Origin of the sequence: Oligoflexus sp., assembly GCF_035712445.1 — a bacterium.
Classification (GTDB): domain Bacteria; phylum Bdellovibrionota_B; class Oligoflexia; order Oligoflexales; family Oligoflexaceae; genus Oligoflexus.
Map to the genome: position 1 here is coordinate 1 of NZ_DASTAT010000057.1, position 19236 is coordinate 19236.

The following is a 19236-nucleotide window of genomic DNA, read 5'->3' on the forward strand; positions in this document are numbered from 1 at the left end:
GGGGTTATAGGACGCCGCAATCCAGACTTCGCGTCCCCCTTTCCCAATGCGCTTGTATTCACCGCGGTCAAACTCTCCCCGTCCGAGCTTCTCCCAGAAATGCCGGTACTCCACGGACTGGACAAAGGATGGGTCGCAGAACATGCGATGATGCCGACCCTTCACTTCATCCAGGGTATAGCCGAGGGTCTGCAGGAAGTTTTCATTGGCATCGGTAATCGTACCGTCCAGGCTGAATTCGATCACGGCCTGTGACTTGCCGATGGCCTGGATCTGGCCTTCATAATCCGCGTTCTTAAGTTTCGTCTCGGTGATGTCGCTGGCGATTTTCACGATCTTATAGGGCTGACCATCGTCGCCGATCACTGGATTATAAGAGGCCTGGATCCAGATCTCCTGACCGCCACGCCCCAAACGGCGATGCTCGCCGGTGAAGAACTGCCCGCGGTTCAGCTGCTGCCAGAACTCTTTATAGGCAGGAGACCTCGCGAAGACCGGGTCGCAGAACATGCGGTGGTGCTGCCCAACGATGTCAGATAGCTTATAGCCAAAGGTCTTCAGAAAATTGGCATTGGCCGTTTGAATCACCCCATCCATGGAGAATTCGATGACGGCCAGAGCACGATCGATGGCTTCCATCCGCTGTTTCAAATCCTGAATCGAGGGCTCTGTTTCCTCGGCCTTGTCATTGGGATTCGATTCAAAATTCATCTTTTTTGCGTTTTGCATAACTCGATGCCTCGTTGGTTCCTAACGTACATCCTGGACTGACCTGGAATGTGTCGGAATTAAATCGCAATGCTATAGCGTTTCGCCCACAGAAAATGAGCAGTCATCATCCCGGCAAGTCCACCCGGTGGTAAACATGGACCGCCCAGACTTGGCGGTTCACCGTAAGCCCTTAATACTTCATGATGCGGGTCTTTCCACTTTTTTGAATTTTTTATGGGGAGACTCTTTTTATGTACATACGCCTGGGCCGCTTTTTCCTTATTCTTCTGAACTGCGCTTTTTGTCTTGCCGTTCCCGAGGTCGTGGACGCAGCGGTGCGAGCCGATCCTGCCGTGCATGGCCGCCTGCGGGTGGAAGGATCTCAGATCGTGGCGCAGGACGGAACGCCTGTGGTCCTGCGCGGCGGCGGACTCATGGATCTTTTGGAATTCCGCTACACGCAGCAATCCTTGGACTATTTGAAAGGGTCCGGCGCGAATCTGGTCCGCATTCCCCTGCACTGGGGCCGTGGAGGACTTTCCGCTTCGTATGAAGAGCATTGGGGCGCCTTTCAAAAGCTGGCCGATTATGCTATAAAACAAGGCTTTTATGTGATCGCTGATTTTCATGCCGTCGCTTCGCCCGATGATGCGGGCGTGGAAACCATGGCCATTCGATTTCTTCAGGATGTCGCGCGACGCTATGGAAAAAGCGGACAGATCATTTATGAAATTTTTAACGAACCCACGGGAGCCTCGACCTATAGCAAAAAAGTACCTTGGAGCCGAATTCGATCATATGCGATCAAGCGCATCGATGAAATTCGCGCAATTGATTCGGATGCCCTGATTATCGTGCCTACGGCGACCTGGTCGCAGGAGATCGCCCTGCCACTGACCGATCCCGTGCCGCGCCCGAACATTGCCTATGCCTTTCATTTCTATGCAAGCTTTCACCGCTTCCAGGAGCAGAACGAGACGATCGCCGCTCGCCTGCCCATCTTCGTTACGGAATGGGCGGCTCAGTCGCCGGAAAACAGCGACGGTTCCATCAACGAAGCCAGTTTTCAGCGCTATGTGGACTGGATGAATCGCCATAACATATCCTGGGCGGCCTGGAGCTATTCCGATGAAACGGAGCCCTATGGCTGGTTTCAGCCGGGCAGCATGGACGATGGCGAGGTTACCGATGCGGAACTGCGCAGCTGGGGGCGCAGGGTGCTCGATCTTCTGGATGATGACCGCCTGAATCAACGCTTCGGCAGCGGGACCTTACCCCGGTGAAAGATTTCCCTGTCTGAAGATAGGACAGCGACGTCCAGAGTTCACGCAAAGCATGGATACCAGGAATATTACCGGCAATCGTTCCAGACGCTTGGACGGAGCGGAATCAGGGCCTCGATCTTGCGATAGAAAACGGATGGACAGAAATACGATTCGATAGGCACAGAGGTGCTCCTAAAGACGCCATGAGGGAGGGCATTGGATGAAACGTTTTCTTGCAACTTCGTTGGTCACGATCCTGGCTTTGTCCTGCGGACAGAAAAAAGTAGAGGAAAAGACCGAAGAACAAGGTCAGGCCGCCAAAACCGAAGAAAAAGCGCCTGCAGCTGGTGATGCCTCAGGCACCAAGCCGGCCGCTCCCGCCAAGAAATTAACCGAACTCTATCCACCATCCATTGGTGTGTATCCTTTGTCCGCTCCGGCCCCTGGCCGTTCGCTTTACTTCGGCGTCGTTCCCGGTGGAACCCAGAAGTTTGAAATGATCTGGGTCTATGCCGTGGCCGCTGTGCCTGATTTCTCGAACGCTTTGGAACTGCCTGAGTTCGCGACCGAAGCGGAATTCGATGCCTGGATGGAAAAATGGGCTACTGAATTCAAAGAAAATCCTGAGATGGTTGCAGCTTTGACCAAGCTTCAAACCGAATTCTCCTTCAAGGTCGATGCCGCCTTCATCACCGATACCGCGGTTGCTATACCGGACGCGGCCTTGGCTGGTCAACCCAACTATGTGAAGGTCACTCAGAAATTCTATGCCCGTCGTTATTCCATGAAAGCTGCGGGAAACACCACGATTACCGCCATGGTTGATGGCGCGACCTTCAGCGCTCCCGTCGTGATCACGGCCTACACGGCTGCACAGATCACAGCTGGAAAAACCCGCTATGACAACACCGCAACAGGAGCCGCTGGCGGCTGCGCGGGCTGCCATGGGACAGCAACAACCACCAACGATGCATTTCTGAAGCACTCGTCGGACTACCTGGCCTACGGCACCGACGCCGAAATCATCGGCCTTGTGAAGAACGCCGTGTACCCCGACGGAACACCGATGGCCAACCCTAACCACAAGTTCACCTTCGCAGCCCCTGCGGATGAAGCGAACATCATCGGTTACCTCCGCAGCTTTCCACCTTCGTTTGATAAGCTCCAGGGTGTGGCAGCTCAACCCGCTGCCCTGCGCCTGCGCTAATTCCTAGTGTTTGAATCTCGAGCCGCCGAGGATTCCTCGGCGGCTTTTTTTATTTCACGATTGCATGCACGTCGAGTTGGTTTTTCCCTGCAGGCCTGTATGAATCCCGCTGCAGGGCCCCGGGATGTTTATTCTCATCTTCGCGTCACGACGCGGTTTTCAGGGTGGCACGCAATGTGAAAGAAAGAGGGCCGGATTCACGCAAGTGAAAGCACTCAAACAAACCGGAGGCAAACTATGAACTGGGATCAAGTGGAAGGCAATTGGAAGGACTTGAAAGGCAGCATTCGTGAAAAATGGGCCAAACTCACGGATGATGATATGGAACTGGTAGCCGGCAAGAAGGATCGTATTGTTGGCAAGCTGCAGGAACGCTACGGCTTTGCAAAAGACCGCGCGGAAGCAGAACTTGACCAATACATTGCTTCCATGGACAAAGACCGTCGGTCGTCCATGTCCTAAATATATTTGAGTGGCTATCAGCATCACTCACAAGAGCCATTGGCTTGGTCAAAGCCAATGGCATTGCTTTTTTTAAAGGTTCACGCCGGTCCAGCTGCGGAGCCAGTTCAGGTGATACGCGACATTCGTATAAATGCTCGATCCCCGACAGCCGGTTTCTCCGCGCGAAGTGGCGCCGATCACAAGCAGGCGGCCACCGCTGGAGACATAGGCCGGTCCACCCGAATCCCCATAGCATGATCCCGTTCCATTTTCATAAACCGTGATTTCATTGCTGGTCGTTCCGCTGACGCTGACGCTGGTGTAGTAAAGACGTCCGCTGCCGCCTGACTGCGTTTGGCCAAAGCCGGCCAGAGCGAGATTGGAGCCACGCGTGATCGAACCCTTATAGATCGCGACCGGATTGTAACCAGCGGGTGCCGCTGCGCTCAGCTCGATCACCGAAATATCACTCGGAACGCTTTTGTTGAAGCTTCCCGTGTAAGCGGGGTTGACCGCGTAGTCGGCGGCTTTCACGTATTTGAATTCGGTGCTGCTGCGACCGAAACCAATGTAAAGCGTGCCGCGATAGTTGGCGAGGCAGTGTCCGGCGGATACCACGAACCTTTTGTCAATCAGGGTTCCCGTGCAAAAAACCTGGCCGTTGCTGGACGCCAGGGCCACGGTTGACTGTTCGATGGCGCCGCCGTCGGGCGCGAGGGTTCCGTTGATGATTTTCGTTTCGCTCGTGGTATCCCCTGTCCCGCATGCTGACAGAGCCATCGCCGCCAAGGGAAGGCTCCAGAATTTCATAGAACGCATCTTCTCACTCCTGTTGTGTCACAAGAAAAAAAATCGGCTTTGACCAAACAGCCAAGGGTTTCGCATGGGCACCGGGAAATGACAACCCTGCTGGATTTTTGAAATCTGCAATTGACAAGCACGGGAGGGGATCGCTACGGAAGGTTCAGCAGCATGCTTCAAGTCACCGAAATCTTTTGAAAAGAGTGACTCTGTATACAAGGCTGCGGCGCGTTCTTCTTTCATTTTTAGAAAGAGAAATCACTCAAGCCGGACGCGATAGAGACGTTCACGGGTTTCCGCTGCGAACACAGTCTGCGGCAGCTAACCTGACTGCCGAATGCGACGCTTGAGGCTCGCAAGGTCAAGCCTCGCGTCCTGCATACGGGCCAGGGTCTGTTCGGGAATAAGGTCTAACAGCTGCCGCGCGCGGATGGGGAAAGCTGGGCCAGGACGGAAGGCGCATGCTCCTTTGGAGCCTCCAACGGAAGATCGAGCAGGATCCTTTTCACGGGAACCGCAACCTTCAATTCACAAAGCGCATGAACAAGGCCCTGCATGGAGCGCATCAGCATCAAAAACCAGGGAGGACCGGCCGAACGAAACCACCAGCGGTCCGCGCCTAACACGGACTCAAAGTGATCTTTCAGATTCCAGCTTTGGAAATCAAAGTCGCGGTCGACGCAAAAAGGTTCCAAAAGCTTTTCCATCAGGCAAGGCAGGCGTTCACGCAAAGGCAAAAGTTTCTGGGCATCGAAACCAAGCGCCACCATCTCATCAAAGGGCACCACATCGCGTTGATTCTGATAGGCATGAATCAGATTCCAAAGCGTGCTGACGTCTTTTTCGGTCAAGGTCATGGTCGAACCGAAATCATAAAGAACCAGCTCGTAATTCCTGCCGTCCTGTGGCGCCATCGTTCGAAAACCAAGATTGCCCGGATGCGGATCGGTGTGAACGCTGCGCGCGACGAAGACCGCGTGCAGGAAATATTCAAGGAGCGCGCGTGCGCATTCGCGCCTGGCCTCCTCCGGCCGCTCTTTGATACGGGAGATGGGGCTGGACGCTTCATAGCTTTGGGTGAGTATGGTGCGTGAACTGTATTCGGGATACACGCGGGCCACGACGATCGGTTTATTTTTGGGAAGAAGGCGCGCGGCTTCCATTTGCCTCTGCGCTTCACCTTCATAATCGACTTCCCGCTGCAGGGAATCCGCAAAGTAATCCAGGATCGCTTCCATCTCGAAACGAAATTTTTTCGGCGGTCCGGCCTTGCTCACCTGCCGCAGAAGTCCCAGCTGCTCGTCGAAGCTTTTTTGCAGGTCAGGGAACTGCACCTTGATCGCAACCCTTTCCCCCGACCTTAAAAGGCCTTCATGGACCTGACCCAAAGATGCCACCTGAGCCTGCTCGCTGATTTCCAAAAGCTCGGCATGAAGGCGCGGCGCTTCCGCGGCAATGCGGGCTTTCACCAAAGCGAGAGGCATGGGTTCCAGCGACACGGGATTGTCCTGTCTATGGGCGCCTTCACCGAGTTTCATGGCCATGAATTGAGCGGCCTTGGCGCTGATGCCTGGCATGCTTCCGAGACTTTCGATCAGGTAACGGCGGCTGGCAGCCTCGTTCCAATTTTTCAGAACCAGAGTCCTGGCAAGTATGGAGGAGTATTTCAGTCCGGTGGTGAGTCTGGACAGAGGTGAAGGCATGGCTCGCTCCCATGAAGGATGGAACCATTATCTGCTATCTATCCAGGACTGTCGAGACGGGGAAATTTTGAAGAGCTTGGCTAGCGGCAACAGCCGGCGACTTTAAGACTGCAAGTCTCTTCGCCGACTGTTTTCGCCAGTCTACAGGAAGTTCCAATTCAAGCAACTCAATGCGTGAGTCGGCCGCGGCCCGAAAATGCCCGGTAGATAGCGAGCAGAATCATAGCGCCGATGACCGAAGCAATGAAACCAGCGGCTTCATTGGTCGAGTAAAGACCAAGGGCACGACCCAGGAAATTGGCTGTCAAGGCACCACCGATACCCAGAAGGATGGTGATGATGAAGCCACCAGGATCACGACCTGGCATAAGGAATTTAGCGATCAAACCGACGAAGAAACCAATGATGATTGTCACGATGAGTCCCATGAATAGCCTCCTATGGACATGACTCTGCCTGAGGCATTGCAAAAGCCAGACCACGGAATGACGAGGCAAAAAAAAGAGCGACCATGGCCGGTCACTCGGGTGCGAAAATCAGGTTCAAAGACCTTCCACCGCAACTGTTGTAACGATCTGATTCAAGCGGGTTGCGAGTTCAGCAAAGCCCCTTCGCCGCTGCCACCCCCGGTCGGCCATCGTAGTATTGATGGGGGCGTTATCAACCATGGACTGGGCGCGGACCATGTTGGTTTCCAGCGCGAGTTTTCCTGTAATTAGTTCCCAGGTCAGCATGGGCTGATCGAAGGTCTGATCCCCGAGCTGAATCTGCGGGCAGTTTTTCTTCCGTCTGCAGTTTTTCGGTGACGCTGTCCCACGTAGCCATCACAGCCAAGAAACGCCTCGTTTCCCACAGCGGATGACTAGGGTAAAATCGTGAAGTTGCTGAGACTTTAGGAAAGGCTCCATCACTTTTGTGGCGTCCGCTTCATCGGCGCGTCCAAGACCCGGGCCGTTTAATGATATCTATTCGTTTTATCAGGGAGTTAGAGTGGAAGGTTTTCTGCCCATGAGCCGAGCGAGTTTCACTCTTGATTTCATCGCTTTGGCCATGGCCGCCGTTATTCCCGTGATGCTCTTCAGCCTTTATCAGGTCCGTCAGCGCAGGGACTACCAGCTCCATAAGCGCCTGCAAATCCTTCTGGGGCTCGTCCTGGGCATCGCAATCCTGGTTTTCGAGCTCGATATGCGCCTCTATGGTTGGCGGCAGTACGCCGAGGCCTCGCCCTATTACACGACCCTGGTGATACCCTCCCTGATCTTCCATCTCTTTTTTGCCATCCCTACCCTTTTCCTTTGGATCTATACGATTACCATGGCGCTTTGGCAGCACATTGACACGGAAAACGGCAAGTATCGGTTCCAGCACAAATTTTTCGGAAGACTGTCGGCCTATGCGATGATCGGTACAACTCTTTCCGGCTGGTTATTCTTTTGGCTGGCGTTTATGGCATAATAAAAGGGAACTCTGGCAGAGTCCTACCTCAGCGTCGGAACCTCAAACTCCTGAAGGCTGAGCCTCTTGCAAAAATGGCTCTGTCTAAATATACTCTTCTGGTCCGACGAGTCGAAAAGCTCGCGTAGAGATTGAGCTTTTACCCCCGACTCATTTGTCATCTTTTCCTATCCGAAGAGTTGTCGTTCATTCGGTCGGGTTCTACCGAGCACTGGAGCATTCAATCGGTTGAGGTCCACCGAACTTTTGCAGCCGTCACTCGTTGTCAGCAGGTTTTGGAACTTTCCAAATCCTTTTAACCTTTTAAGGAGGCTCTGTCATGTCATCGAATAAGCCCTCGGATGGACTGGAGTCCAGGGCGATCCCCACACTCAGAATGGTTTCGCCCAGCGGCATTCCCCTGCAGCTTTCTCAGGACGCCATGCTTTTTCTTTTGGAAAAAGTGCAGGCCGGTGAACGCAACCTGGCGCGCAGCATCATCAGCCGCTGCCTGAACGTCAATGACGTTGTTGCGGAATACTGTCTGCGCCATCTGGAAGAAAAACTGCGTGATGAACCAGCGTACGTTGATCGCGTAATCACCCAGCTGAATGTCCTGCCAGCCGCGCAGCCCAGCGATCAGCTTAAGTTTATCGGTTACGCGTTTGGTGTACACGGTCCCGTGTGCAAGGCTATCTTGAATCACATCCGCACCGCCGCACCTGCTCCCTGAGCCATTTCCAAGCTACCTTTCGGTTAGTTTTCGCTCAGGGGCATGGTCCGAGCCTTTATTTCCTTCCCCCGATTGATTAAGTTATTCAGCGCCAACAATTGTTTCGGAAAAGTCTGCGGAAGGAGTCTGAGCTATGAAACTATGGCAAAAGCTGGCGCTCGCCTGTAGCCTGCTCACGCCCTGGGCTGGCCTCAATGCGGCCGGGGCCAATTTCAATCGTCCCATCAACGATGAAGTGTTTTATTTCGTCGTAATGGATCGCTTCAATGACGGGGATCCCGCCAACAACAAGGCCTTTGATCGGATTCCGGTCGGTGAAAAGGACACCAAAGAGGACATTGTTCGTCACGGGTATCAACCGGAACTCGAGAATTTTTATCACGGTGGTGACTTCAAAGGGATCATCCAGAAACTCGATTACCTGCAGGGACTCGGGGTCACCTCGATCTGGCTTTCACCCATCCTGAAAAACCGCGCGACCCAGGTCGGCGATGGCCCGATCGGTGCCAGCTCCGGCTACCACGGTTACTGGACCCTCGACTTCACCACAGTGGATCCCCACTGGGGAACGGAAGAGGATTTCAAGAACCTCGTGGAGGAAGCGCATAAGCGCGGCATGAAGCTCTTTATAGATGTGATCACCAACCACACGGCGGATGTGATCAGCTATCGCGAATGCTGGGACTGCCCCTATCGTTCGAAAGACGATTTCCCCTTCGTGACCACCAAGAACGGCAAAAAACTCAACGAGGGTTTCGTCGATGGTGACTTCAGCGCCGAGAATTTCGCGAAGCTGAAGGACATGAACTTTGCCTACACACCTTATATCTATGATCCCAAGATCAAGAAGAAACCCGATTGGCTGAACGACATCACCCTTTACCACAACCGCGGCAACTCCACCTTTTCCGGTGAAAGCTCGGAAATGGGCGACTTCTTCGGCCTGGATGACCTCATGACCGAACATCCGAAGGTCGTGCAGGGGATGGTCGATATCTATGCGGATCTGATTCGCAAGTATAAGTTCGATGGTTTCCGCATCGATACGGTGAAGCACGTGAACATCGAATTCTGGGAGCAGTTCATCCCCGCCGTGCGCAAGGCGGCCCAGGATGCCGGTGTTCCCCACTTCTATATGTTCGGTGAGGTCTTCTCGAACGATCCTGCGCTTCTGAGCCGTTATACGCGCCTCGGCAAGTTCGATAGCGTTCTCGACTTCGGCATGCAGGCCGCGGTGAAAGATGTGTTCGCGGACGAACATGGTTTCGAACGCCTGCACGATTACCTGGCCCAGGATGATGTGCATCGTCTGGCCAGCGCGCCCCAGAAAATGATGAACTTCGTGAGCAACCACGATATCGGCCGCCTCGCTTATTTCATGAAAGAGCATTTCAAGAACGCATCGGACGAGGAAATTCTGAAGCGTTTGACTCTGGCCAACGCCTTCATGTACTTCGCCCGCGGCGTGCCCATCATTTACTACGGTGATGAGCAGGGCTTCGTCGGCAAAGGCGGCGACAAGGGCGCGCGCGAGGATATGTTTGTTTCGAAGACGAAGAGCTATCGCGAGATGAAAAAGGTCGGCGTGCCTTTGAATCCCGATAAGGATTCCTTCGATACCAATCACCCGCTCTATAAAACCCTGGCCACCTTCGCCCAGGTTTACAAAAGCAACCCCGGCCTGCGCAACGGTGAATACTTCCCCGTCCGTGACCTCGGCAAGGATGTGCTGGCCTTCCGCCGGACCCAGTTCGAGAGCAACGAGGATTACCTCGTCGTCTTCAACGTGAAGAATGCCGAGCTGAGTCTGCCCTGGACTCGCGCAGGCTATAGCCTTGTCTATCCCACAGGAACCCTCGGCAAGGATCTGAAACTTCCGGCCCTCTCGTTTGCCATCCTGAAAGGCAGCAAAGCGAAAGAACAGGCGCGCACGGCTCTGACGCCTCAGATCGGTAATCTGGAAGAAGGCCAGCGCGTGGCCGATCTTTTCTTTGGTGAAGTGAAGCTGCCCGAGACTGGTGAGTATAAGGTTGCTTTCTCGGTAAAAACAGCCAAAGACAAGGACTTCAAACCGCTCTACACCGACTTCAACGCCCCGTTCCGCGCCTATATCGAAGGCAGTCAGTATCCGAACGGCACCGACCTGATCCTGAAAGCGGATGTGGTCGCACGCAGCGGAGCCAAGGCCAGCGTGCAGCGTAAACTCATCGTCGATGGTCGCGCGCCTCTGGTCACCGTTCACTATGAAAACGGCAACAACAGAAACCGCGTCTACACTCTGAGTCACCGCGGAGCCATCGCAGTCCCGCAGAACTTCGAGAAGGGTCAGTTCACCTTCGCCTGGCCACTGCAGGAAGCCAAGGAAACCCTTATTTTTGAAGGTCGAACAGACCCCAAGGATGAAGATTCCGTCAGCTTCGATCGGCCGGTTCTTCTGAGTTTCAAAGACCAGATCAACCCGAACATCAAACCCGGTCCGCAGGGTGAACCCCTGGTCACGGTCTACATCAATAACAAGCACGAAGTCAGCTTCGATGCGATGAAACCGGCGCCCGATACGAAGCCTCAGGCCCTGCCCAGCAATCCGAAAGCGGCCGCGCCTTTGGGCAAAAAAGACCTTTATGTACGCGGCAGCATGAACAGCTGGAATCCCGACAACGAGCTTGAGTATGAAGGCAACTATACCTACCGCACCAAAATTAAACTGGGCAGCGGCGGCGCCGAATTCAAGTTTGCGGATGAAGGCTGGAGCGCGGACAGTAACTTCGGAGCGCCGGTCGAAGAGCAGGGTCTGACCAGCTCGGGCGGCAGCGGCAACCTTTCCTTCCAGGTGCCCAAAGGCCAGGATGGGAAGTATGTGTTCGATCTGATCCATATTCCTGCGAAGGATCTCAGCAGCGATAAGCCGCTGACCTTCTTCAAAGTGGAAAAAGCCCGCTGATTTTTGGGAAAGATACAGAGCGTCAGCCTTCCTTTGCGCTGACGTTCTGTCCTATGATTCGTGCATCACCGTTACTCTAAGCACACGGATCATCCTGCCGTGTTTCTGCTTAAATTTTCGGCAGCTTTTCATTGACTTTGATGAAAGTCGAAGACCGCTCTGGTTTCCGTGCTTTGCCGGAACAATTACCATCTTGTACTGGAGGACGAGGGTGGATTTTCCGTGCCTAGAGCCTCGTTCAGTTCAGCCAGCAGCTGCTTCAGATAAGGCAGGGCCTGGGCGCAGGCGTTGGGATCACTCAGGTTTTTCGGCAGCGGCCAGCTTCCCGATAAAGCGGCAACCTGTTTCGCCCGTAAGAATTGTTTATAGTTTCCAATTTCAAGTCCACCGGAAACACAGAAGCGAAAATCCGCAAAAGGCGCGGCCAGAGCCTGCAGATAGGAGGCGCCCAGGGGAGCCGCCGGGAAAAATTTCACCGCGCGAAACTCCGTGCGGGCCAGCAGCATAAGGTCGGATGGGGTCACGATGCCTGGCAGATAGGGAAGATTCAGCCGCTGGGCCTCATGGATCAAGCTTGCCTCGGAGCCGGGACTGACAGCAAAACGCACACCCAGGTCCTGGGCTTTCTTCAGATCATCAGGATCCAAAACAGTGCCGACCCCGAGCGTGAGCTGCGGCCAGTGCTTTAAAAGCTGGTGCACGCCTTCCCACGCATAGGGACTGCGCAGCATGATTTCCACGGCCGTCAGCTGGCTGGCTTCGAGCAATTCGCCCAAACCCTGCCAGTCTTCAGCCGCATGCAAGGTGACCGCCAGCATAAGACGATTGTGCCTGAGGATATCGAGCATGCTGGCTGCTGCGTTCATGCCTGTTAATTTCCTTCATCAAAAACGGAAGCCGCTCCGATCAGACCCGGCTGAGGCGCGATGATGACGAAAGTCGGGATTTTTTCCAGATAGCTGCGGAAACGGCCCTTGCTGACGAAACGCTCGCGGAACTGTGATTTTTCGGCCAAAAATTCCTTGAAGCGCGGCACGATGCCACCGGCAATGTAAAGACCGCCCTGGGCTCCGAGCTGCAGCGCATAATCACCCGCCACGGAACCCAGCACCGCACAGAAACGTTCCAGAGCCAGGCGGCTCATGTCATCTGTTCCTTCCAAAGCTGCGGTGGCGATCTCAGAAGGACTCTGAAATTTCGGCTGCACCTTATGCCAATCACAGATCCCCTCATAAATGCAAACCAGCCCATTGCCCGACAGAAGATCCTCATTCGAGCAAAAGCCATGGCGCTGTTTGATGCGCGTTGCAATATGCGCTTCCACTTCGTCCTGGGGCGCGAAGCAGGCATGACCACCTTCGGTGGCCAGCGGCAAGGGCTTGGGATGACCGGGAACCAGGGCCGCCATGCCCAGGCCGGTGCCCGGTCCCATGACAGCGATGGTCTTGTGCGGAGCGGCTTCACCACCACCGACGCGGAAGACTTCCCGCGGTCCAAGGTAGGGAATGCTCAAAGCCACCGCTTCGAAGTCATTGATGACTTTCAGATACTCAAGGCCCAGCTGGTCCTTCAATTCCTGCACGGAAAAGGACCAGGAATTATTGGTGAAGTGAATGCGATCACTCGTCACCGGCGAGGCCACGGCAAAGCAGGCCTTTTTCGGCAGGACGATACATTGCGCGCGACTCAGATAGGCGTTCACGACGTCGATCAGGTGCGGATAATTCTTGTTCGAGAGCTGTTCAATCCCAAACACTTCATTGCCTTCGGGGGTGACCAGACCGAGTCTGGCATTCGTTCCGCCAACATCCGCGACCAGATAATGATTCATGGTTCTCCATCCTTATTCAGGGCGTGGCCTTCTTTATAGCCTACGTCCAAGGATGAGCCTACACCTTTCCGCGAACCCGGCTCCAAGCAATTCGCCGGCGAAGCTAATGCCACCATGACTTAGCGGGTTCCGGCCTCGGGAAAGCGTTCCACCCAGCTGGCGTAACCCTTCATAAAGCCCTGCAGAAATTCCCGGGTTTTATCGACGCTGATCTCGCCGCGCTCGCCAAAGATCTTATCCGCCCCACCGACATAGGCTTCCGGCTGCTGCATGACCGGCATATTCAAAAAAACCAGCGATTGGCGCAGATGATGATTGGAGCCGAATCCTCCCAAGGCGCTGGGCGAGACGCTCATCACAGCTGCGGGTTTGCCATTCCAGACGCTTTTGCCATAAGGTCGCGACCCGACATCAATGGCGTTTTTCAGAACGGCCGGAACGGAACGGTTATACTCCGGGGTTACAAAGAGGATACCATCGAATCCGCGAATCCGTTCCCGAAACTCGACCCATTCCTTCGGTGGGTTCTCGTCCAGATCTTGATTGTACATGGGCAGTTGGCCGATCGCGACGATCTCGAGGTTTAACGAGCCCGGTTGCATGCGCGTCAAGGCTTCTGCCATTTTTCGATTGAAGGATTCCTTGCGCAAACTTCCGACCAGGACACCAATCTGTTTTGTTGCCATAAATGTCGTCCTCCCTTGGGCAATTTATTCAAACCCTCCCGATAGTAATCGCAGTTCCCGTTTTTCCATACTCGGGACAATACCCAAATCACATCTGTTCACATCCTTGCAATATGTGGCGCCCGGACAGGTCGTGTGAGGAGTCCACTGCAAAAAACCTTTAAACTTCGCATAATCTGTAGGCTGATGTGCGCAAGCATGCGGGGAATGGATTTGCATTGGGCGGCCCAAGATATTAAAGGAGGTAACTATGAAACGAAATTTAATCGCAGTCCTTTCGATTTTCACAGTCACCCGGTCCGACCAACGCATTGGCTGGTATCCGCATTCGCTTGAGCCCAGGCGATTTCGGCCTTGAAATTACGGAACCGGCTCATGCAGTTCCGCAAATCTCTCTGGCCGCCGAGTAGACTCAAACGAACGGAGGAGTCCCTGTGCTACGAGAAAGCCGCAGGATCCGCTGCTTCCTGGTGGGTGCTTTCGCCTGTCATATGGCGCTCGTCGTCGCGGGGGCCGCTCATCTTACGTCCCGCCTGGATGCCTCCATTGGGTCGGGTCTTCGCTTTTATACGGCACTGACGGGATCCGGGGACTCCTATTCGTTCTTTGCACCCTCGGTGGGCTCTCAGGTGCGGGCCCGCTTCATTCTCTCGTTGCCGCATGGCGAACGAAGTCGGTTCCTCACGTTCAAAGAACGAGACTGAAGATCCCACTTCCCTGTCTAAAATTTTTTCGCCACAAAAATTGGCTGACGCTCAAAATATTCTGCGGATAGCCTCAAGTATCTGCTTTTATTAAATAAATCGGATTCTTACTTTGTAGCCAAATTGGCATATAGGTTGCGATGAAGGGGCTATCAAAGGCTACATTCGCCTTTGACGCCATGTGGCTCCTGTTGTCTCTCTTGTGGAAGCTCTTATGCACAAACGAACGCTCATCGTCATGACTCTTTGTTTCATCTTCGCTCCTTCATCATGCACGAAAAAATCTTCGAAGAAAGAGACGCCTTTGGTGTCTTCAGCGCCTCAGACGAATAATCCACCGACTGCGAATCAGGATAAGCAAACATCGCCAGGGGGTCAGCTCAATGGGTCTGCTTCCGGCAAAGGGGGTTCGGAGACCGGACAGGAAGAAGATCCGGGACAGAACGCAGGCCGCCTGCCCAGTCTGGAATCAGCGCTTGCTCTTCACCCCGATCTTCTGAAAAAAAGTTCGCAGGAACTGCTGGCCCTTTATCGCCCTCTTGCGAATGGATCAGCTTGGAATCCCAAGACGACCCGCGTCGATCCCATTCTGGAATGGAATGAGATCATGCTTGATGCCAATGCCCGCGATCACGAACAGAAGACTCCCGATCAGGGTGGTCCGACTCGAACATCACGGGCTTTCGCCATCACGCATCTCGCCATGTATGATGCTTACGTGAGTGTAATTCAGGTCAGTGACCCTTACCTTCCCTCCGTGAAAGCTCCCGCGAATACCAATGCGGCCGTCGCTGCCAGCACTGCTGCCTATGTGAGCCTGTCTTTTCTTTATCCCAGCCAGGCGGGCCGCTTCGAGCAGGCTATTCATACAAGCCTGCAGCGTTATACGTATGGTGTCGCGGAATACAATGGCATCATTCTTGGCAAGTACATGGCCCTGCGCATGCTGCTCGACCGCAAAAATGATGGGTCCGAAGTCGCGGGCCGCTATGAACCTTCCGGCGATATCGGAACTCATGATGTCGATCCCTTGAACCCCAACCAGGGTTTTCTGGATCCCAACTGGGGCAGTGTACGACCCTTTGCGTTGCCGAATACCAACCGCTTCACAGCACCACCTCCGCCGTCTTTAAGAAGCCGCGAATACGCAGCCGCTTTCGAGGAAGTCAAGACTCTGGGAGGTGATGGCGTCACCACGCCCACGATTCGAACCGACGAGCAGACGGTGATTGGTATTTTCTGGGCCTACGATGGCGCTCCTGGTCTGGGAACGCCGCCCAGGCTTTACAACCAGATCACCCGTGTCATCGCCAGCCAAAAGAAAAATAAAGTCGCCGAGAATGCTCGACTCTTCGCCCTTGTGAACATGGCCATGGCCGATTCGGGAATTCAATGCTGGTCGGATAAATATGATGCTATCTTCTGGCGACCTATTCGAGGGATCCGCTCGGGTGACCAGGACGGGAATTCACGCACCGAAGGCAATCCGCAGTGGGCTCCTCTCGGCGCTCCAGCCTCCAACACCCGCAACCGCAATTTTACCCCTAACTTTCCCGCCTACACGTCGGGACACGCGGTCTTTGGCGCGGCCAGCATGGGAATGATCCGGCAATTTTATGGAACGGATCGTATCGCCTTCAGCTTCAGGTCTGATGAGTTCAACGGTCGCACAACCGGATCGGATGGCAAGGTGCGACCAGAGATTTCGCGCACCTATCAGACTCTGACCCAGGCCATCGAAGAGAATGGTCAGAGCCGCATCTATCTCGGAATTCACTGGGCCTTCGATCGGGACCAAGGCATTCGAACAGGGCTCGGAATCGCTGCTTATATTGCCGAGTCGCAATTAAGACTGCGCTGATTCATGATGCAGAAAATGCTGTTGGAGTGTTCTGCAACAAGGAATCCACTTCAGTAAGCTGAAATTTGATCAAATGTATCGAAGCCGCAGAATGTGGGCCCGTCCAGGAGCGGTCAGAATCGGCTTGCGATAAAGTACTATGGGTTCGTGTCCTTTGATTTTGGCGTTCTGGATGAAGGGGTCGCAATCAGAGCGGCCTTTATTTTTAAGGCCTCAGCCTTCAGGTTTCCGCAATGTGGATAAGGCCGTCAAGCGGATAATGTGGGTTGAGGCTTGAACGCATCGAATGCTAAGGAGCCCATGCACTGTCGTATCCTTGGTGGCCTGGGCTCGATACTTACCCGCTGAAATAGTTTAAACCTCCCGTCTTCACATCCCGTTAATTAAAATTTACCAGCTGATTTTGGCCGCGCAATTGCAGGATCCATGGCACATTTCCATAAAAAGGGGTCTTACTATGAAGCTAGTTGCTGCGATCTTGTTTGTGCTTGTGAGCTCTTCGGCTTGGGCGGAAGGCTGGTCGGTTGGACCCCGCTTCGGGCATCAAAACCTGAAACTCCATTCCAAAGGATTTGAATATAGCACTTACTCCGTCCAGGCCAACAGCACGGGACCGATCCCGCTCGAGATTGAAGTCGAGAAGGATAATGATGCATCGACAGGCCACCTCAACACCACAGTGGAAGGCATTCGCGTGAGTTACGCTTGGGAAAGCCTGACCTTGATATCCGATTTTGATTTTGCCCGATATTTCAGCACCCGCATTAAGTTTGACATCCTGGCGTTAGGGCTGGCTGGGCAATACACTTTTGTGCAAACAGAGTCCTTCCGGTTTTATGGTGCCCTCGGCTTGAGCCTGCGCCAGCTGAGAGCCACGCCCTATGAAACGGGCTATACGTTTAGCTTCGACGGGGTCGACTATAGTGGGAAATCCGAATCCATCCAGGCCAGTGTCGTGAACTATGACCTTGGTCTTGGCTTCAGCATGCCTTTAAGCGGCAGCATGAGCCTCGTCACGGAATACAAGTATTCCGATACCATGACGAAAGGCACGTTGGAGTCCTCGACCCATCATACCGTTCGGAATGCAACGGATAGCGTGGCTTATGATTCCAATTCCAAGACAAAAAACGTGTCCCTGACGACTCAGGAATTGACCTTGAGTCTGATGTTCTCGCTGTAATGTTACCGTATCAACCCTGAGAACGTTTTTAGCCCAACCCTGTTCAAAGCCGGTGGACGCACCGGCTGTCCAGACCCGGAGTCAAAAGGCTCGTTAAGTGCGACGGCTCATATAAGTCTCAAGCTTATCAAACACATCGTTCCACCCTTGAGTCATACCTGCCCGCATCGCGGCAAAGGCCTTCAGCTCGTCCTGGATGGACCCAGCCACTGCGAAAAGTGCTTGGCATTGGCCCACATGCGTAGGGGCGCAACCATCACGTTCATCAATTTTTGCGGATAGAAAGATGGATCGTATTCTGGCAACTTGCCTCTGACTCCGGTTTTCTGCTCATCAGCTATCTCAGCATCTTTATCCAGAGCCTTCCAATCGGCCGGGAGAGTGGCATCCATCTCTTTTTCATCGCGGCGATTGCCACGCCTTCCATCGTCCTCGATGTGCAGAAGATGCGTTGCGGATAGTTCCGGCCCATACCACAAAGGGTATGAAGGCCAAGAGATCCCAAGGATCCGCGATAAATCCGCAGTGAGAGAATATCCAGCCACAGGTTGACCTTGCCGCAAGGTCGGCCAGTGGCTGTGATGTTTTTACCGCTATCGCAAAGCCTAGACTGATGAGGGTGGCCCAGCCGTGATTCAGGCCGAGCGGGGGTATTCCGCGCAGGAGGCGATAGACAACGAAGGGACCGGCGAAGTCCGAGAGTTTGCCGGTGATCAGGCCTGGGTACCACTGTTTGAAGAGGTGGTCGTTGGCCAGGAGGAGCAGGGTCATGGTAAGGAGAAAGAACTCGTCTCTCGCTTTCATGGTTCGACCACAGTAAATTCGATGGACTGTTCCAAGTTTTGCAGGTCCTCGCTGCAAATATAGATGGAACGGTCTTTGGCAGGTATTTCCACTCGCTTGACGACCCGATCCTTATCAAATAGCAAAGCCTGATAGCTTTGAATGACTGGAATCAATTCGTTGTCCCCATCATAGACATTTATTGAAGGGAAATTTCCGCCGTTTGGTATTGAAGAATTCTCCTGATGCACAAAGACAGGATCATAGTTGATGAATCCTGGCCGAATCACGATATTTCGGAACACATAGAATTCCTGTGTTCGGGGATCGGTGCCTAGCATGCGACAGTTGGCGAGGTGCTGATTGTCAGCCGTATCCCCTGAGACATGCGGTTTGATTTCGATAGTGATCGTAAATTCGGGAAATTCAACGGTGTCTTTCCAATCTTGAGTTACAGTCCAGTTTGGGCTGCCATAGGGTGCATCGAATTTGAAGGTATTCGGTAGACCTGTTTCATCGAAGTAGTCATGAGATACCGATTCTATCCCGGGCAACTCCACGAGCAAGGGACTGTTTAAAAAGCCATTGTATGTCATAAGGTAAGCGCGGCCTTCTGGACTGTCGAGATATAAGTCGGTGATGGTTCGGAATCCTGAGCAAGGTTCATTCGCGGTTGTCGCACAACTTATACGAACTTCATGGATAGATCCTTCGGGGAGAATATAGCCATTTGTCAAGTCAGGTGGAACGGCACGGGATCCCGTCTTATAAGAGTCCGCAAGCAGTGATAGCAGCGCCAGAAACCAAGCTAAGAATTGAAACGCAAGCCGCATGGTGCATCCTTTCAACGATGAAAACCCAAGCCTTATCGGTATTTTACGATATATTGTTAAGACGGTGGGAAAATTAAGCTGAAATTCGCAGGTTGGAACTGCGGATTTCGTCGGAA

21 protein-coding genes are annotated in these 19236 nt (G+C 53.7%); 10 read left to right on the plus strand and 11 right to left on the minus strand.

Annotated elements, in window-relative coordinates; all coding sequences use genetic code 11:
• Window positions 1-729 (minus strand): PAS domain-containing protein (locus tag VFO10_RS11740; RefSeq protein ID WP_325140269.1); only part of this gene is annotated, 729 nt, incomplete at its 3' end.
• A 233-nt stretch (window positions 730-962) separates the two neighbouring features.
• Between VFO10_RS11740 and VFO10_RS11745 the strand changes: the two genes are divergently transcribed.
• The 3 genes from VFO10_RS11745 to VFO10_RS11755 all read left to right on the plus strand — a co-directional run bounded on the left by VFO10_RS11745 (window position 963) and on the right by VFO10_RS11755 (window position 3645).
• The gene (locus tag VFO10_RS11745; RefSeq protein ID WP_325140271.1) at window positions 963-1994 is read left to right on the plus strand and encodes a glycoside hydrolase family 5 protein; all 1032 of its coding nucleotides are present in this window, start codon (window positions 963-965) and stop codon (window positions 1992-1994) included.
• A 202-nt stretch (window positions 1995-2196) separates the two neighbouring features.
• Complete coding sequence (locus VFO10_RS11750) at window positions 2197-3183, plus strand: hypothetical protein (RefSeq protein ID WP_325140273.1); 987 nt, start codon at window positions 2197-2199, stop codon at window positions 3181-3183.
• 237 nt (window positions 3184-3420) lie between these two features.
• The gene (locus VFO10_RS11755; RefSeq protein ID WP_325140275.1) at window positions 3421-3645 is read left to right on the plus strand and encodes a CsbD family protein; all 225 of its coding nucleotides are present in this window, start codon (window positions 3421-3423) and stop codon (window positions 3643-3645) included.
• Between the two features lie 72 nt (window positions 3646-3717).
• On the opposite strand, the gene VFO10_RS11760 is transcribed toward VFO10_RS11755, so the two are convergent.
• The 4 genes from VFO10_RS11760 to VFO10_RS11775 all read right to left on the minus strand — a co-directional run bounded on the left by VFO10_RS11760 (window position 3718) and on the right by VFO10_RS11775 (window position 6817).
• On the minus strand, window positions 3718-4446 hold the full coding sequence (locus VFO10_RS11760) for a S1 family peptidase (protein WP_325140277.1): 729 nt from the start codon (window positions 4444-4446) through the stop codon (window positions 3718-3720).
• A 392-nt stretch (window positions 4447-4838) separates the two neighbouring features.
• A complete protein-coding gene (locus tag VFO10_RS11765; protein WP_325140279.1) occupies window positions 4839-6131 on the minus strand; it encodes an AarF/UbiB family protein in 1293 nt (430 codons plus the stop codon).
• Window positions 6132-6298: 167 nt separating this feature from the next.
• Window positions 6299-6559, minus strand: a complete 261-nt coding sequence (locus tag VFO10_RS11770) for a GlsB/YeaQ/YmgE family stress response membrane protein (RefSeq protein ID WP_325140281.1) — start codon at window positions 6557-6559, stop codon at window positions 6299-6301.
• A 114-nt stretch (window positions 6560-6673) separates the two neighbouring features.
• A complete protein-coding gene (locus VFO10_RS11775; protein ID WP_325140283.1) occupies window positions 6674-6817 on the minus strand; it encodes a hypothetical protein in 144 nt (47 codons plus the stop codon).
• A 304-nt stretch (window positions 6818-7121) separates the two neighbouring features.
• Here VFO10_RS11775 and VFO10_RS11780 point away from each other — a divergent pair, with 304 nt between their 5' ends.
• The 3 genes from VFO10_RS11780 to VFO10_RS11790 all read left to right on the plus strand — a co-directional run bounded on the left by VFO10_RS11780 (window position 7122) and on the right by VFO10_RS11790 (window position 11239).
• Window positions 7122-7586, plus strand: a complete 465-nt coding sequence (locus tag VFO10_RS11780) for a DUF420 domain-containing protein (RefSeq protein ID WP_325140285.1) — start codon at window positions 7122-7124, stop codon at window positions 7584-7586.
• 319 nt (window positions 7587-7905) lie between these two features.
• The gene (locus VFO10_RS11785; protein ID WP_325140287.1) at window positions 7906-8298 is read left to right on the plus strand and encodes a hypothetical protein; all 393 of its coding nucleotides are present in this window, start codon (window positions 7906-7908) and stop codon (window positions 8296-8298) included.
• 133 nt (window positions 8299-8431) lie between these two features.
• Window positions 8432-11239, plus strand: a complete 2808-nt coding sequence (locus tag VFO10_RS11790) for an alpha-amylase family glycosyl hydrolase (RefSeq protein WP_325140289.1) — start codon at window positions 8432-8434, stop codon at window positions 11237-11239.
• 185 nt (window positions 11240-11424) lie between these two features.
• Here VFO10_RS11790 and VFO10_RS11795 read toward each other — a convergent pair whose 3' ends face one another.
• The 3 genes from VFO10_RS11795 to VFO10_RS11805 form a co-directional block, all read right to left on the minus strand.
• On the minus strand, window positions 11425-12105 hold the full coding sequence (locus VFO10_RS11795; protein ID WP_325140291.1) for a bifunctional 4-hydroxy-2-oxoglutarate aldolase/2-dehydro-3-deoxy-phosphogluconate aldolase: 681 nt from the start codon (window positions 12103-12105) through the stop codon (window positions 11425-11427).
• Between the two features lie 5 nt (window positions 12106-12110).
• Entirely contained in the window at window positions 12111-13070 is a 960-nt protein-coding gene (glk, locus tag VFO10_RS11800) for a glucokinase (protein ID WP_325140293.1), read from the minus strand.
• Between the two features lie 119 nt (window positions 13071-13189).
• The gene (locus VFO10_RS11805) at window positions 13190-13756 is read right to left on the minus strand and encodes an NAD(P)H-dependent oxidoreductase (RefSeq protein WP_325140295.1); all 567 of its coding nucleotides are present in this window, start codon (window positions 13754-13756) and stop codon (window positions 13190-13192) included.
• Between the two features lie 434 nt (window positions 13757-14190).
• On the opposite strand from VFO10_RS11805, the gene VFO10_RS11810 reads away from it, so the two are divergent.
• The 3 genes from VFO10_RS11810 to VFO10_RS11820 all read left to right on the plus strand — a co-directional run bounded on the left by VFO10_RS11810 (window position 14191) and on the right by VFO10_RS11820 (window position 17504).
• Window positions 14191-14460, plus strand: a complete 270-nt coding sequence (locus tag VFO10_RS11810; protein ID WP_325140297.1) for a hypothetical protein — start codon at window positions 14191-14193, stop codon at window positions 14458-14460.
• A 214-nt stretch (window positions 14461-14674) separates the two neighbouring features.
• Entirely contained in the window at window positions 14675-16321 is a 1647-nt protein-coding gene (locus VFO10_RS11815; protein WP_325140299.1) for a hypothetical protein, read from the plus strand.
• 457 nt (window positions 16322-16778) lie between these two features.
• Window positions 16779-17504 (plus strand): hypothetical protein, encoded by a 726-nt coding sequence (locus tag VFO10_RS11820; protein ID WP_325140302.1) that lies wholly within the window; start codon window positions 16779-16781, stop codon window positions 17502-17504.
• Window positions 17505-17686: 182 nt separating this feature from the next.
• Here the strand turns inward: VFO10_RS11820 and VFO10_RS11825 are convergent, their stop codons facing one another.
• Window positions 17687-17896: a hypothetical protein gene (locus VFO10_RS11825; RefSeq protein WP_325140304.1), complete on the minus strand. Its 210-nt coding sequence runs from the start codon at window positions 17894-17896 to the stop codon at window positions 17687-17689.
• On the opposite strand from VFO10_RS11825, the gene VFO10_RS31420 reads away from it, so the two are divergent.
• Window positions 17837-17965 (plus strand): hypothetical protein, encoded by a 129-nt coding sequence (locus VFO10_RS31420; protein ID WP_414697025.1) that lies wholly within the window; start codon window positions 17837-17839, stop codon window positions 17963-17965. The genes VFO10_RS11825 and VFO10_RS31420 overlap by 60 nt on opposite strands.
• On the opposite strand, the gene VFO10_RS11830 is transcribed toward VFO10_RS31420, so the two are convergent.
• A complete protein-coding gene (locus VFO10_RS11830) occupies window positions 17904-18308 on the minus strand; it encodes a hypothetical protein (protein WP_325140306.1) in 405 nt (134 codons plus the stop codon). The genes VFO10_RS31420 and VFO10_RS11830 overlap by 62 nt on opposite strands.
• Window positions 18305-19120, minus strand: a complete 816-nt coding sequence (locus tag VFO10_RS11835) for a hypothetical protein (protein WP_325140308.1) — start codon at window positions 19118-19120, stop codon at window positions 18305-18307. Before VFO10_RS11835 ends, VFO10_RS11830 begins: the two co-directional genes overlap by 4 nt.
• Window positions 19121-19236 lie beyond the last annotated feature (116 nt).